Here is a 13,071-nt window from a genome sequence, read left to right as displayed (position 1 = left end):
ATATGCCCGGGGATTGGCGGCCCGGCGGCGATCCCCGGTGAAGCGCGCCGGCGGGGATCAGCCACCATCATCGTGGAAGCGGTACGCATTCAGTGATATGTCAAAAGGCATGGCAAATGGTCATGTTGTCCTCGTAACAACTGAACCGTTGGGAGGCGGTGCACCCGTTCGCTCGATCTACTATGTGGCTGAACAGGACCCGGCAAAGGCCGAGGCAATTATCGCGGCAATGATGGCCCCGAATGAAAGGGTCGAAGCCTGCGGGGCGCTTCCGGAGCCGGCAGTCAAAGCGCTCGGATTGAAACCCGGCGACTTTACACGTGGATGAAATCAACTGAATATTTGATACGCTCGCGCGCGGGTCCGGTTCGACGGTGTCGTCACTTGCAGGGTTTGGAATCCCTGACGTCGAAGCGGCCCATCGCGCCCGCGATCACGAAATCGTTGTAATCGAGCACCAGCGCGCGGGAGACGCCGTTCTCGAACAGCTCGAACGACATCGCGTAAACCGGCGTCTGCTCGCCTTCCTTCGTCTTGGCGTCACGGTCGTAATAGCTCACGGTCACCGGCCAGCGGGTCAACCCCTTCATCTGGTCGTTGTCGGTCGACGGATCGGGCGTCGTGATGCTGCGGGAACCTGGGATCGGCTGGCCGATCACCGACAGCGTGTTGTAGACCTTCTCGCCATTGTCGGAGCCGTCATAGACCATCAGCTCCAGCACCGATTTGCCTTCGCGCGCAGCGGCGATGATGTGCTGGATCTGCTCGGTGGGAAACACGGTCTTGCCGTCGAGCTCGAACGTCTTGTTGACCGGCTGTTTCAGCTTGACCTTGATACGGTCGCCGACCCGTTCGGCGATGCCGTCGACCGGCGGGGACTCGGCGTCGTTCATCCGCGTGTCGATCTTGAAGCGGTAGCTCTTGCCCGCGGCGTCTTCCCAGGAATGCGAACGCAGGTCGCTCAGCGTCAGCTTGCCCTCGCCGCTGTCGAGCTCCGAGACCTGGCGGAAATCGGAGGTGTAGCCTTCGCAGGCGCTGCCCGAGAAATTGTAGAGAATGCGGCCCCGCGCGCCCGATATCGCGTTCGTTCCACGCGATTTGACCAGCTTCAGCTCGTAGAGCGCCTGATGGGAGAGAAACGGCCCGCCGGCGCCGGCCTGCGCCGGTTCGTTTGCCAAGGGCGAGAGCACAACGGCCGCAGCCGAGAACACCAAAGCACGAACCGGAATCGGAAACGAGCGAGCCATGTCCTGTCTTTTCCTCGGTGGAGATTCGCTACATTAGTGATGGCTCCATTGCGTCGCAACTAGGGCACGCTTCTGGAAACGCGGGAATTTGACACCATCAGCCTCGTTTTTCAGGATTTTTGCGGGAAATTGCGCCAGCGCGGGGCGACGCACCGCCAAATGCTACCTCGCTTGCAACAAACGGCGCGATGCGCGAAACAGTCACGCCTGATCTGCGGGTCAGAAACAGTCACATCTCGAGTGGGGACAAAAGCAATGGCGGGTACGGTCGAACAGAAGCTAGCGGAAAAAGGCATCGTCCTGAACGAGCCGCGCACCCCCATGGCGAACTATGTCGGCTTTGTCCGCTCCGGTAATCTACTGTTCGTATCTGGTCAGGTCTGCGCCAATGCCGAGGGCGGCCTGATCGCTAAGGGCAAGTTAGGCGCTGGCGTCACCATCGAACAGGGCTATGCGGCAGCCCAGGGCTGCGGCGTCAACCTGCTGTCGCAGGTCAAGGCCGCGCTCGGCGACCTCGACAAGGTCGTGCGCGTCGTCCGGCTTGGCGGCTTCATCAATTCCGCGCCGGACTTCCTCGACGGGCCCAAGGTGCTCAACGGCGCCTCCGACCTGATGGTCACCGCCTTCGGCGACAAGGGCCGGCACGCCCGCACCACCGTCGGGGTCGCCTCCCTGCCCGCGGACGCCGCCGTCGAAGTGGACGCGATCTTCGAAGTGGCCTGAACGGAGCGCTTCGTCATGCGCGCGCCGGATTGGCTGACGGCACGGCCGGTCGCCCATCGCGGCCTGCACGACATTTCCCGCGGCATCGTCGAGAACATGCCGGCGGCGGCGCAGGCTGCCATCGACGGCAATTTCGCCATTGAATGCGACATCCAGTTGTCGTCCGACGGCGAAGCGATGGTGCATCATGACAATGCGCTCGGCCGCCTCACCGAGGGTTCCGGCGCGCTGCTCGGCAAGACCGCCGCCGAGCTCAAGGCGGTCACGTTCAAGAACACGCCGGAGCGGATGATGACGCTCGGCGATCTCTGCGCGCTGGTCGCCGGCCGCGTGCCGCTGGTGATCGAGGTCAAGAGCCATTTTGACGACGACCGGCGGCTGGTGAAGCGGATGGCGGAGGTGCTCGCCGCCTATGATGGCCCTGCGGTCGGCATGTCCTTCGATCCGGACCAGGTGATGGCGCTGCGCGAATTGATCCCTACCCGCGCACGCGGCATCGTGGCGGAGCGCGAATATACCGCTGAGGAATGGCCGGAAGCCTCGCCCGAACAGCGCCGCGGCATGACGCATCTGCGCCACGCATGCCGAAGCCGGCCGCATTTCGTCGCCTATTGGGTGGACGAACTGCCGGCCGCCGCGCCCTGGATCGCGCGCAACGTCTTCGGCCTGCCGCTCTTGACCTGGACTGTGCGCACGCCGGAACAGCGCGCCCGCGCCGCGCGCCATGCCGACCAGATGATTTTCGAGGGGTTCCTGCCGGGAACCTGATGCGCGGCCCCCACCTTGAACTCGCGCCGCCGATGCACGATCTTTGCAGGGGCGTTGGTCACCATGGCGATGGCTGATCGCATGATGGGACCGGTTTGAATTTCTAGATGGCATCATCCGAAATCACGCTCGAAGCCGTCCCCTCCGCCAGCGACATTCCGGCTGCGGATTGGAACGCCTGCGCCAATCCGACCGGCGATCCGAACAGTCTCGAACATTTCGATACGTTGGCGCCGCGCGAGGCAGATTCCTGCGCGGTTTCAAAGCCGGCCTATAACCCCTTCGTTTCGCACGCATTTTTCGCGGCCGCCGAGGCCTCCGGCTCGGCCAGCCCGCGCACCGGCTGGGCGGCCCGGCATCTGCTGGCGCGGCTGGATGGCGATATTGTCGGCGTCGCGCCCTGCTATCTGAAATCGCATTCGCAGGGCGAATATGTCTTCGACCGCGGCTGGGCGGATGCCTATGAGCGCGCCGGCGGGCGCTATTATCCGAAGCTGCAGGTCTCGGTGCCGTTCACGCCGGCGACCGGACCTCGGCTGCTCGTCCGCGACGGCGTCGACCGCGCGCAGATCGGCTCGGCGCTCGCGCGCGGGCTGATGGCGCTGTGCGACGCCACCGGCGCCTCCTCCGTGCACGTGACCTTTGCCCGCGAGGCGGAAGCCAAGCTTTTGGGGGCGCACGGCTTCCTGCAGCGGAACGACCAGCAGTTTCACTGGCACAATCAAGGCTACGCCACGTTCGACGATTTCCTGGCCTCGCTGAACTCGCGCCATCGCAAGGCGATCAAGCGCGAACGGCGCGAGGCCGTCGCCGCCGGGATCACGATCCACCATCTGACCGGAAGCGACATCAGCGAGGAGGCCTGGGACGCCTTCTTCACGTTCTATATGGAGACCGGCTCACGCAAATGGGGCCGGCCGTATCTGACGCGGAAATTCTTCTCGCTGATCGGCGAGAGCATGAGCCGCGACGTGCTGCTGGTGATGGCCAGGCGCAACGGCCGCTGGATCGCGGGCGCGATCAATTTCATCGGATCGGACACACTGTTCGGCCGCAATTGGGGCGCGGTCGAGCATCACCCCTTCCTGCATTTCGAGGTCTGCTATTATCAGGCGATCGATTTCGCGATCCAGCGCGGCCTGCAAATCGTCGAGGCCGGCGCGCAGGGCGAGCACAAGCTGGCGCGCGGCTACCTGCCGCAAACCACCTACTCCGCGCACTTCATCGCCGATCCCGATCTGCGCCGCGCGATCGCCGATTACCTTAAGCGCGAGCGCGCCTATGTCGCCGAGGTCGGGCGCGAGTTGACTGAGGCCGGACCGTTCCGCAAGACCGCCGACGAAGCTTGACCTGTCCGGCGAGCGAACCGAAATTGGGATCAAACTCCGAGGGAACAAGCCATGCCCGCTTATGACACCAACAACCCCTTTGCAAAAATCCTGCGCGGCGAGTTTCCCTGCCACAAGGTCTATGAGGACGACCATGTGCTGGCCTTTCTCGACATCATGCCGCGTTCGCCGGGCCACACGCTGGTGATTCCGAAAGCTCCTGCCCGCAACATCCTCGACATCACGCCTGAGGATTACGCCCATGTCGCCCGCGCCGCCCACAAGATCGCCTCCGCCGCAATGAAGGCGTTCAAGGCCGACGGCATCACCGTGCAGCAGTTCAACGAGCCGGCCGGCGGCCAGGTTGTGTTTCATTTGCACATGCACGTGATGCCGCGCCACGACGGCGTGGCGCTGCTGCCGCCCGCGAGCCGCAAGGAAGACGTGAAGGTGCTCGAAGAAAATGCGACCAAGCTGGCCGCAGCGCTAGGGTAAGCCCTCGACCCGCCCCTTCGAGGGGCGGGCGAAGCAAGCAGCAGCACCTACTCCGTCTGGAAATCCCCGGGTTGCGGCGGTGCCAGTGGCGTGAACTCGCAGCGGTCGGGCTTGACGTCGAGCAGCGGCGTCTCGTCGAGACAGTCGAGGCCACGCACAAAAATGACATTGCCCTCGATCTTGACGAATTTGACGATCGAGGTGCCGATCGGGTTCGGCCGCACCGGCGAGCGCAGCGAGAAGGTGCCGCGGGTCTTCTGGTTGTTCTTCGGGCTTTGCAGCACCATGTCGCGGCGAGACTGATGCAGCCAGTAGATCACCTCGAGATTTTCGTAGAAGTCGACGCCCTTGATCGCTGGCACCCAGGGCTCGAAAATTTCCAGCCGGCAGACCGGGCCGTCATGGCGGCCCTGGCGCGGCGTCTCCAGCCGTGACTTCCAGGGCGTGCGGATGCGGCCGATAAAGACCAGACCGGCATCGCGCGCCTGTGGCATATCGACGATGACTTCGCCCTCGCGTATTTCGCTTTCTCGAACCATTCTCGATTTAATCCAGTGAAATGTTGAGCGCTTTTATCACGCCCGCCCACCGCGCGCGATCGGTTGCAACGAATTTGTCGATCTCGGCCTGGCTCTGCGGCCGCAGCGGCGGGAAGCCGACCTTGTCGAGCGAGGCGCGGAACGTGTCATCGCCGAGCGCCTTGTTGAGGCTGGCAATGAGCTTCTGTGCGACATCGTCAGGCAATCTGGCCGGCGCAGCGACGCCGTACCAGACGCTGACACCATACTCGGGATAGCCGCTTTCGGCCATGGTCGGCACATCGGGCAGATCCGGAATGCGCTGCGCGGAGGAAACCGCCAGCGGCCGCAGCAGGCCGCCCTTGACCGGCGGCAGCGCGGTGCCGAGCGTGTCGAACATCAGCTGGATGTTGCCCGACAACAAATCGGTCAGCGCCGGTCCCGCGCCTTTGTAGGCGACGTGGACCATGTCGACGCCGGCCATCTGCTTGAACATTTCGCCGGCCAGATGAATGGTGCCACCGGTGCCGGCCGATCCGAAATTGAGTTTTCCGGGATTCTGCTTGGCGTAGGCGACGAACTCCGCAACCGTCTTGGCGGGTACGGATGGATGCACCTCCATTATCACGGGCAGGTCCGTGACCACCGTGAGCAGGCGGAAATCCTTCTGGGGATCGTAGGGCAGCTTCTTGTAAAGCAGCGGGTTGAGCACGAAGATCGAGGCCGCCGTGAAGAACAGGGTGTAGCCGTCGGGCTCGGAACGCGCCGCAGCTTCCGCGCCGATCGCGCCCTGTGCGCCGGCCTTGTTCTCGACCACGACCGCCTGCTTGAGGTCACGGGCCAGATAGTCCCCGACCACGCGTCCCAGCACATCGGTCGGGCCGCCTGCAGCATAGGGCACGATCAGCTTGATCGGCCGCACCGGATATTCCGCAGCATGGGCTTGAGGCATCGCGAAGATCAGCGCGCAGGCGAGCGCCGGCAATTTGAACCAGTTCATTTGCGTTTCCTCGGGCGTTTCTTATGCGCCGGAGAGTAACGGATTATCGGCTGCCTGCAATCAACCGAGCCATGCTTTGCCGGCCAGCAGCATCACCTCGCCCGCAACCACGCCGGCGAAGATCGAGCGCCGCGTCAGCATGAATACCGCAAAGCCGCCGGCGACCGCGCCGTAGCGCAGCCAGTCCGGCACGCCGGCCAGCGCGCCCGGCGGCTGCACCAGGATCTGCGCGATCACGCCGGCGAGGATCGCGGTCGCCACCGCCCTCACCCACACCAGGACTTCGGAGCCCTCGTCGACGCCGGCACCGAACCACAGCCCGGCCATGCGCCAGATCTCGTTGGGCAGGAAGCCCGCGAGCACCAGCACCAACAGCGCATGCGGGCTGCCGAAGAACTCGCTCATGTGCGCGCCCTTTCCCGCCAGCAGTGCGCGCCGTAGGCGATGGTGCCGGCGGTGACGCCGCTGATTAGGATATCGACGCCGGTATGCAGCATCGAGATCAGCGGAAACAGCGCGAGCCCGAGCACCAGCGCCAATACGTCCGAAATCTCCTTGCAATTCCGCGCGGTCGACAGCAGGAACGCCAGCGGCGTCAGCAGCAGGATCGCGGCCGCAAACAGCGGCGGCAGGTTGGCGGCAAGGCCATAGCCGAGCGTGGTCGCGACCATGCAGACCGTGAGAAGCCCGCAGCCGAGCCCGTGCGTGAACGCGATGCGCCGCTCGCGCGGCACTTTCGGCAGCAGCCGGTAGCATTCGACCCACAGCGTCACCGCGATGAAATGCGTCACCAGCACGAGATGCCGGCGCCGCGTCCTCGGCGTCTTCACCAGTGGCAGCACCGAGACGACCATCGGAAACAGCCGGATCGCGCTCACTGTCACCGCGATCGCCGCCTGCACCACGGTCGCGCCCGACCCCAGCGTCGAGATCAGGATGATCTGGGCAGGCCCCGCCCAGACCAGGATTGTCGAGACTAATGCCCAGCCGAGGCTGAAATGGCTATCATGGGCCAGCGCACCGATGCCGAGATAGGTCGCAAACAACACCAGCGTCAGCACGGTCGAGGCAACCGAGCTCATCCCCCATGCGAAGGCGCGAATGGGGCTTTTCCATTGGGGAGAAGAGAGCTGAGGTAATGGCACGGGTGACCGGATTGAACGATGAGTAGTCGTTGGCATAGGGCTGGCGAAAGCAGCCAGCGTCAAGCAACGCAGGATTCAGGGCAGTTATGCAGGACAGCCGTCCCGTCGTTGCGAGCGAAGCGAAGCAATCCGTAGCGCTATTTGCCGAGACACGGATTGCTTCGCTTCGCTCGCAATGACGCTGAAATAGCACCGCACACCGCTGTCATCCCCGCGAAGGCGGGGATCCAGTACGCCGCGGCCTATCCGTCCAATCACTGCTGCCTCTGGCATACTGGGTCAACCGCCTTTGCGGGTGACGACGACTGAATGTGTGTCAGCGATCTCGCGACACAATTCTCCTCACCCCGCCACGCCCCTGTTCCTCAGCACAAAACACGCCCCGCCTGCCTTGCGGATGCGATTGCAGAGATCGTCGGCCTCGGGCCGGGTGTCGGCCCCGAAGCGCACCTGATAAAACGTCGCCGGGCCGCGGCTGCGCATCCGCGAGGCGAGGATCGAGGGATCGCGATTGCCGATCACGTTCGAAAGGCGCGAGACCGCGCGGCCGTACATCGCGAGTGCCTTGTCGCGGGAAAAGCCGGCGGCGAGCTGCACGCCCCATAGCTTGGCGGCAGCGAGCGTCACGCGCTGCTCCAGCCCGGCGATGAAGGGATTGGGCGCCTGTTTCAGCAGCGCCATCAATTCGCGACAGCTCGATGTCCTCTGGCGTTCGGGCGCCTTGCCGCCCTTCCCGGCCTTCGCCCAGTCCTCCACGGGCGAGCCGGTGATGGCGAGCACATAGTTGCGAGTTTCCTGCGGCATCGCCCCGGTGCCGGCCAGCCATTCCCGCACACGGCGCGGACCGGCATTGTAGGCAGCCGCCGCGAGCCCGAGATTGCCGAACTGTTCGCGCAGCTCGGCCAGAAACTCCGCGGACTTCGGCAGCGCCTGCACGGGACTGAAGGGATCGAGCAGACCGCGTTCGTTCGCGGTTCCCGGCATGAACTGCGCGATGCCCTGCGCGCGCGCGCCGCTGCGCGTCACAGGCCCCACCGCGCCGGGCTGGAAACGGCTTTCCTGCCAGATCACGCGCGCGAAAAATTCGAGCGGCAGCCCGGACTCCCGCGCCGCCGATTCGATCATCAGGCACATCGCCTCGCGCGCGCCACTTTCGCGCTCAGGTGCTTCCGTCTTCTGGAATGCTGTCGCGCTCGACCGCGTCGCCTCCCCTGCATCCTCGGCGCGTGCATTCGTCAGGGCGCACAACAGCGGCACCGTGCAGCATAGGGCGCGAAGAAACCAACCTCTTTGCATGGCAGTTTGCGATCCAACAGCATCTCGCGGTCAAAGCGTCGGTTAACGATTATCGATGGCAGGTCGATCCGCCGGTGCGACGCTTCGGCCCGCCATTTTGCGCTGCAATTGCTCCGAAATGCGCACAATTGGAGCCGCCGTTAATTTACGTTAATGCCGCATTTTGCGCCCGCCGGACTTCTGCGCGCAACAAAGCGCGTTAAAAGTCTCCTCACTTTGTTGGGAGACTTTCAAATGCAGGACCGGCGCGAGAGCGTGCGCGATAAAGTGATGTATGGCGGCGTCGCCGAAATCGGCGAACGCGGCACGACGCACGAATGCATCGTCCGCAACATCTCCGACAAGGGCGCGACCATCGAGTTTGGCCGCGACTTTCAGTTGCCCAAGGAGCAGCTTTCGCTGCGCATCGCGCGCAAGGGCCGCTCCTTCCTGGCCAAGGTGATCTGGTGGCGCGACAATTTCGTCGGCGTCGCGTTCAGGGGGAAAGCCCCGCGGCGCCCGTCTCCGATATCGAGGAGCGGCTGCGCAAGAGCGAGATCAAGAAGCGCCAGCTCCAGCGGCGAATCGAGGAGCTGCTCGGCGAACGCTGAGCGCCCGCGGCGATCCGTGATACAATAGACATCCTGTGCTGCCGCAAATTGCCCACGGTGGAATTCGCATGTCTACAAAACCGCCAGATGACCTGCCTGTTTATCGCCTCCTGACCGGCAAGGATGACGCCGCCTTCTGCCGGCGCGTCTCGGAGGCCATCGAGCTCGGCTATGTCTTGTACGGCTCGCCTTCCCTGACGTTCAACGGTGAGCATGTCGTGGCCGGCCAGGCGCTGGTTTGGCCGGGCAGCTAAAGCGGGACGAGATGGGGTTGAATCATCATCGCGCTTTAGCTCTTTGTTTGCGCATGATCTTTTCGGAAAACCGCTTCACACTTTTCCGGATCATGCTTTAGGCGCAGCAAAAAGCCGGCGGTGTTGCGACACGCCGACTCTTCGTTTCGAATTGCAGCCGTTTACACCTTGACCAGCGGCCCCTTGGAGGCCGGCCCCTTGGAGCCGCCGCCACCGCCGCCATTGTTGGGGCCGCCCGACTTCGGCTTGCGCTTGCGCGCCACCGGCAGCTTCTCGGGCTTCGGCGTGACCGGACCCTCGACGAACTCGAAGCCGATCTTGTCCTTCTCCTCGGCGTCCTTGACCAGCACGACGCGGACGTGGCCACCGCCCTTGAGCTGACCGAACAGCACCTCGTCGGCCAGCGGCTTCTTGATGTGCTCCTGGATCACGCGGGCCATCGGCCGCGCGCCCATCTGCTCATCATAGCCATGCTCGATCAGCCAGGCCTTGGCAGGCTCCGACAGCTCGATGGTGACGTCGCGGTCGGCAAGCTGCGCCTCGAGCTGCAGCACGAACTTCTCGACCACCATGCCGATGACGTCGGCATTGAGGTGGGCGAACGAGACGATCGCGTCCAGCCGGTTGCGGAATTCCGGCGCGAACTGGCGGTTGATCGCCTCGTGGTCGTCGCCTTCCCGCTTGTTGCGCGTGAAGCCGAAGGCCTGACGCGCGAGCTCGGCGGCGCCGGCATTCGTGGTCATGATCAGGATCACGTTACGGAAGTTGACCTGCTTGCCGTTATGGTCGGTCAGCCGGCCGTGATCCATGATCTGCAGCAGCACGTTGTAGAGATCCGGATGCGCCTTCTCGATTTCGTCGAGCAGCACCACGCAATGCGGATGCTGGTCCACGCCGTCGGTCAGAAGGCCGCCCTGGTCGAAGCCGACATAGCCGGGAGGCGCGCCGATCAGTCGCGACACCGTGTGTCGCTCCATATATTCGGACATGTCGAAGCGCAGCAGCTCGACGCCGAGCGAGGCCGCGAGCTGTTTTGCCACCTCGGTCTTGCCGACGCCGGTCGGTCCGGAGAACAGGTAGGAGCCGATCGGCTTCTCCGGCTCACGCAAGCCGGCGCGCGCCAGCTTGATCGAGGCCGACAGCGACTCGATCGCCTTGTCCTGGCCGAACACCACGCGCTTGAGCGTCTGCTCGAGATGCTTGAGCACCTCGGCATCGTCCTTCGACACGCTCTTGGGCGGAATCCGCGCCATGGTCGCGATCGTGGTCTCGATTTCCTTGATGCCGATGGTCTTCTTGCGTCGGCTCTCGGCGACCAGCATCTGCGCCGCGCCCGACTCGTCGATCACGTCGATCGCCTTGTCCGGCAATTTGCGGTCGTGGATGTAACGCGACGACAATTGCACCGCCGCCTCGATCGCCTCATTGGTGTATTTCAGCCGGTGGTAATCCTCGAAATAGGGCTTGAGGCCCTTGAGGATCGCAATGGCGTCTTCCACCGTCGGCTCATTGACGTCGATCTTCTGGAAGCGCCGCACCAGCGCGCGGTCCTTTTCGAAGTGCTGACGGTATTCCTTGTAGGTCGTCGAGCCCATGCAGCGGATCGTGCCCGACGCCAGTGCCGGCTTGAGCAGGTTGGAGGCGTCCATCGCGCCGCCGGAGGTGGCGCCGGCGCCGATCACGGTGTGGATCTCGTCGATGAACAGGATGGCGTTCGGATGCGCCTCCAGTTCCTTGAGCACCTGCTTCAGCCGCTCTTCGAAATCGCCGCGGTAACGGGTGCCGGCGAGCAGCGTGCCCATGTCGAGCGAGAACACGGTGGCAGCGGCCAGCACTTCCGGCACTTCGGAATCGACGATGCGCTTGGCGAGCCCTTCGGCGATCGCCGTCTTGCCGACGCCGGCCTCACCCACGAACAGCGGATTGTTCTTCTGCCGACGGCATAGCACCTGGATGGCGCGGTTGATCTCCGAATTGCGTCCGATCACCGGATCGATCTTGCCGTCGCGCGCCTTCTTGTTGAGGTTGACGCAATAGGTTTCGAGCGCCTCGCCCTTCTTCTTGGCGTCCTCGTTGCCCTTGGTCTCGGTCTCCTCGTCGACGCCGCGCACGGGCCGCGCTTCGGAGACGCCCGGCCGCTTGGCGATGCCGTGGCTGATATAGTTCACCGCGTCATACCGCGTCATGTCCTGCTCCTGCAGGAAGTACGCGGCGTGGCTTTCGCGCTCCGCGAAGATCGCGATCAGCACGTTGGCGCCGGTCACTTCTTCGCGACCGGAAGACTGGACGTGAATCACCGCGCGCTGGATCACGCGCTGGAAGCCCGCGGTCGGCTTGGCGTCGTCTGCGCCGTCCGTCACCAGATTTTCGAACTCGGTCTCGAGATAGTTGACGAGGCTGGTGCGCAGCTTGTCGAGATCGACGCTGCAGGCACGCATCACCGCTGCCGCATCCGAGTCATCGATCAGCGACAGCAGAAGATGTTCGAGCGTCGCATATTGGTGATGACGCTCGTTAGCAATCGCCAGCGCACGATGCAGGGATTGTTCAAGGCTTTGGGAAAAAGTTGGCATTCGCGTCCTCTATGGCCCCCGGTCATCATGATCGCCATTACCCGGTGAGGCAACAACAACCTTCGTCATCCCCTGTCACATAGCGTCATATAGTTACAAACGATCGTGGCGAAAGACCGGTTCCGCAAGCGTGGTTTTCCTCTAAATTCGCGGCCGTGCCAGCGGCATTCGCACCCCTCCCCCGAAAAACTATCGGGAATACGATCGGCTCGCCTCAGCGCCTATCAATGCAAGACCCGTTCCTTTTCGCCGGCCGGGTCGCGCCATGCGCCGCTACTTCTTTTCCATCACGCATTGCAGCGGGTGCTGGTGCTTGCGCGCGAAATCCATCACCTGCGTGACCTTGGTCTCGGCGATCTCGTAGGTGAACACGCCGCACTCGCCGATCCCATGATGATGGACATGGAGCATGATCTTGGTGGCCGCCTCGACGTCCTTCTGGAAGAACTTCTCCAGCACGTGAACGACGAATTCCATCGGCGTGTAGTCGTCGTTCAGGATGAGGACACGGTAGAGGTTCGGCCGCTTCGTCTTCGGCTTGACCTTGGTGATGACCGACGTCGACGGCCCGCCGGTTCCGGTGTTGCGGTTTTCGTCATTGCTCATTCGCGGAGCGGAAGCAGATGACGTTGCCAGCACGGACGAACAAGCTTTGAAGGTTGACTGCAACATGGCTCAGGCGTTCGAGATTCCAAAAGGGGTGACCGCAGGACGCATACCAGCATACCCGCGGGTCGGCTCTGCCGTGAACCGCCGCCAAGCACCCGGCAACGTCATTTTCCAGATCGCCGCTCCCGACCCGACCCGTGGCCGGATCGGCACCTGGAATATGGGTCCGCCGCCTGATCGCCGCAAGCGCGTTAACACCGCCCTTGCGCGCTCCTCGGCCAGCCCGATTCCCGGCTCGGCTATCCGCCTCAAGGTTAATCGTTTCTGCCGGATTTGACAAAGGATCCGATTCGGCCGTTTGGCCGCTCGCGAGGAATAATAGGTCCACTCTTAGCGGCCGGCCCGGCGATGCGCCGAACGCCAAGTCCGGCACGAGCGGGGCGATGGACGAGCAAGCGAGTCGACTCACCGGTCGCGTTGGTGCGGGAACATCAAAGAACAGTGCTGCAAGTCGAGCATGCCCCG

The 13,071-nt window shown here is 63.6% G+C and carries 15 protein-coding genes; 7 read left to right on the top strand and 8 right to left on the bottom strand.

Annotated features, from left to right (window positions below; translation table 11 throughout):
• Window positions 1-380 precede the first annotated feature (380 nt).
• On the bottom strand, window positions 381-1,247 hold the full coding sequence (locus RX331_RS16510; RefSeq protein ID WP_317257533.1) for a cell envelope integrity EipB family protein: 867 nt from the start codon (window positions 1,245-1,247) through the stop codon (window positions 381-383).
• A gap of 255 nt (window positions 1,248-1,502) precedes the next feature.
• Between RX331_RS16510 and RX331_RS16505 the strand changes: the two genes are divergently transcribed.
• The 4 genes from RX331_RS16505 (at window position 1,503) to RX331_RS16490 (ending at window position 4,561) form a co-directional block, all read left to right on the top strand.
• Window positions 1,503-1,970, top strand: a complete 468-nt coding sequence (locus RX331_RS16505; protein ID WP_317257532.1) for a RidA family protein — start codon at window positions 1,503-1,505, stop codon at window positions 1,968-1,970.
• A gap of 15 nt (window positions 1,971-1,985) precedes the next feature.
• Complete coding sequence (locus RX331_RS16500) at window positions 1,986-2,738, top strand: glycerophosphodiester phosphodiesterase family protein (protein ID WP_317257531.1); 753 nt, start codon at window positions 1,986-1,988, stop codon at window positions 2,736-2,738.
• A 107-nt stretch (window positions 2,739-2,845) separates the two neighbouring features.
• A complete protein-coding gene (locus tag RX331_RS16495) occupies window positions 2,846-4,087 on the top strand; it encodes a GNAT family N-acetyltransferase (RefSeq protein ID WP_317257530.1) in 1,242 nt (413 codons plus the stop codon).
• Window positions 4,088-4,138: 51 nt separating this feature from the next.
• Window positions 4,139-4,561, top strand: a complete 423-nt coding sequence (locus RX331_RS16490; protein WP_317257529.1) for an HIT family protein — start codon at window positions 4,139-4,141, stop codon at window positions 4,559-4,561.
• A gap of 47 nt (window positions 4,562-4,608) precedes the next feature.
• Here RX331_RS16490 and tsaA read toward each other — a convergent pair whose 3' ends face one another.
• From tsaA to RX331_RS16465, 5 genes are all read right to left on the bottom strand, one after another.
• Window positions 4,609-5,100, bottom strand: a complete 492-nt coding sequence (tsaA, locus tag RX331_RS16485) for a tRNA (N6-threonylcarbamoyladenosine(37)-N6)-methyltransferase TrmO (protein ID WP_317257528.1) — start codon at window positions 5,098-5,100, stop codon at window positions 4,609-4,611.
• Between the two features lie 7 nt (window positions 5,101-5,107).
• Window positions 5,108-6,079, bottom strand: coding sequence for a tripartite tricarboxylate transporter substrate binding protein (locus RX331_RS16480; RefSeq protein ID WP_317257527.1), 972 nt, complete (start codon window positions 6,077-6,079; stop codon window positions 5,108-5,110).
• A gap of 60 nt (window positions 6,080-6,139) precedes the next feature.
• Window positions 6,140-6,484, bottom strand: coding sequence for an AzlD domain-containing protein (locus RX331_RS16475; protein WP_317257526.1), 345 nt, complete (start codon window positions 6,482-6,484; stop codon window positions 6,140-6,142).
• The gene (locus RX331_RS16470) at window positions 6,481-7,260 is read right to left on the bottom strand and encodes an AzlC family ABC transporter permease (protein ID WP_410708227.1); all 780 of its coding nucleotides are present in this window, start codon (window positions 7,258-7,260) and stop codon (window positions 6,481-6,483) included. Before RX331_RS16470 ends, RX331_RS16475 begins: the two co-directional genes overlap by 4 nt.
• A 306-nt stretch (window positions 7,261-7,566) precedes the next feature.
• Complete coding sequence (locus RX331_RS16465; protein ID WP_317257524.1) at window positions 7,567-8,520, bottom strand: lytic transglycosylase domain-containing protein; 954 nt, start codon at window positions 8,518-8,520, stop codon at window positions 7,567-7,569.
• 234 nt (window positions 8,521-8,754) lie between these two features.
• Here RX331_RS16465 and RX331_RS16460 point away from each other — a divergent pair, with 234 nt between their 5' ends.
• The gene (locus tag RX331_RS16460; protein WP_317257523.1) at window positions 8,755-9,138 is read left to right on the top strand and encodes a PilZ domain-containing protein; all 384 of its coding nucleotides are present in this window, start codon (window positions 8,755-8,757) and stop codon (window positions 9,136-9,138) included.
• Between the two features lie 40 nt (window positions 9,139-9,178).
• The gene (locus tag RX331_RS16455) at window positions 9,179-9,364 is read left to right on the top strand and encodes a DUF1737 domain-containing protein (protein WP_410708225.1); all 186 of its coding nucleotides are present in this window, start codon (window positions 9,179-9,181) and stop codon (window positions 9,362-9,364) included.
• A 161-nt stretch (window positions 9,365-9,525) separates the two neighbouring features.
• Here the strand turns inward: RX331_RS16455 and clpA are convergent, their stop codons facing one another.
• Window positions 9,526-11,937: an ATP-dependent Clp protease ATP-binding subunit ClpA gene (clpA, locus tag RX331_RS16450; protein WP_317257522.1), complete on the bottom strand. Its 2,412-nt coding sequence runs from the start codon at window positions 11,935-11,937 to the stop codon at window positions 9,526-9,528.
• 273 nt (window positions 11,938-12,210) lie between these two features.
• Entirely contained in the window at window positions 12,211-12,543 is a 333-nt protein-coding gene (clpS, locus tag RX331_RS16445; protein ID WP_317257521.1) for an ATP-dependent Clp protease adapter ClpS, read from the bottom strand.
• A 64-nt stretch (window positions 12,544-12,607) separates the two neighbouring features.
• Here clpS and RX331_RS16440 point away from each other — a divergent pair, with 64 nt between their 5' ends.
• Complete coding sequence (locus RX331_RS16440) at window positions 12,608-12,883, top strand: hypothetical protein (protein WP_317257520.1); 276 nt, start codon at window positions 12,608-12,610, stop codon at window positions 12,881-12,883.
• Window positions 12,884-13,071 lie beyond the last annotated feature (188 nt).

The organism is Bradyrhizobium sp. BWA-3-5 (assembly GCF_032917985.1).
Taxonomy (GTDB): domain Bacteria; phylum Pseudomonadota; class Alphaproteobacteria; order Rhizobiales; family Xanthobacteraceae; genus Bradyrhizobium.
The sequence above is the reverse complement of the archived record's forward strand: the minus strand, read 5'-3'. Positions and strand labels throughout refer to the sequence as shown.

Bases quoted from the DNA above. Each gene is read 5' to 3' on its own strand.
- RX331_RS16510 (WP_317257533.1), bottom strand. From the start codon at position 1,247: ATGGCTCGCTCGTTTCCGATTCCGGTTCGTGCTTTGGTGTTCTCGGCT.
- RX331_RS16505 (WP_317257532.1), top strand. From the start codon at position 1,503: ATGGCGGGTACGGTCGAACAGAAGCTAGCGGAAAAAGGCATCGTCCTG.
- RX331_RS16500 (WP_317257531.1), top strand. From the start codon at position 1,986: ATGCGCGCGCCGGATTGGCTGACGGCACGGCCGGTCGCCCATCGCGGC.
- RX331_RS16495 (WP_317257530.1), top strand. From the start codon at position 2,846: ATGGCATCATCCGAAATCACGCTCGAAGCCGTCCCCTCCGCCAGCGAC.
- RX331_RS16490 (WP_317257529.1), top strand. From the start codon at position 4,139: ATGCCCGCTTATGACACCAACAACCCCTTTGCAAAAATCCTGCGCGGC.
- tsaA (WP_317257528.1), bottom strand. From the start codon at position 5,100: ATGGTTCGAGAAAGCGAAATACGCGAGGGCGAAGTCATCGTCGATATG.
- RX331_RS16480 (WP_317257527.1), bottom strand. From the start codon at position 6,079: ATGAACTGGTTCAAATTGCCGGCGCTCGCCTGCGCGCTGATCTTCGCG.
- RX331_RS16475 (WP_317257526.1), bottom strand. From the start codon at position 6,484: ATGAGCGAGTTCTTCGGCAGCCCGCATGCGCTGTTGGTGCTGGTGCTC.
- RX331_RS16470 (WP_410708227.1), bottom strand. From the start codon at position 7,260: ATGCCAACGACTACTCATCGTTCAATCCGGTCACCCGTGCCATTACCT.
- RX331_RS16465 (WP_317257524.1), bottom strand. From the start codon at position 8,520: ATGCAAAGAGGTTGGTTTCTTCGCGCCCTATGCTGCACGGTGCCGCTG.
- RX331_RS16460 (WP_317257523.1), top strand. From the start codon at position 8,755: ATGCAGGACCGGCGCGAGAGCGTGCGCGATAAAGTGATGTATGGCGGC.
- RX331_RS16455 (WP_410708225.1), top strand. From the start codon at position 9,179: ATGTCTACAAAACCGCCAGATGACCTGCCTGTTTATCGCCTCCTGACC.
- clpA (WP_317257522.1), bottom strand. From the start codon at position 11,937: ATGCCAACTTTTTCCCAAAGCCTTGAACAATCCCTGCATCGTGCGCTG.
- clpS (WP_317257521.1), bottom strand. From the start codon at position 12,543: ATGAGCAATGACGAAAACCGCAACACCGGAACCGGCGGGCCGTCGACG.
- RX331_RS16440 (WP_317257520.1), top strand. From the start codon at position 12,608: ATGGCTCAGGCGTTCGAGATTCCAAAAGGGGTGACCGCAGGACGCATA.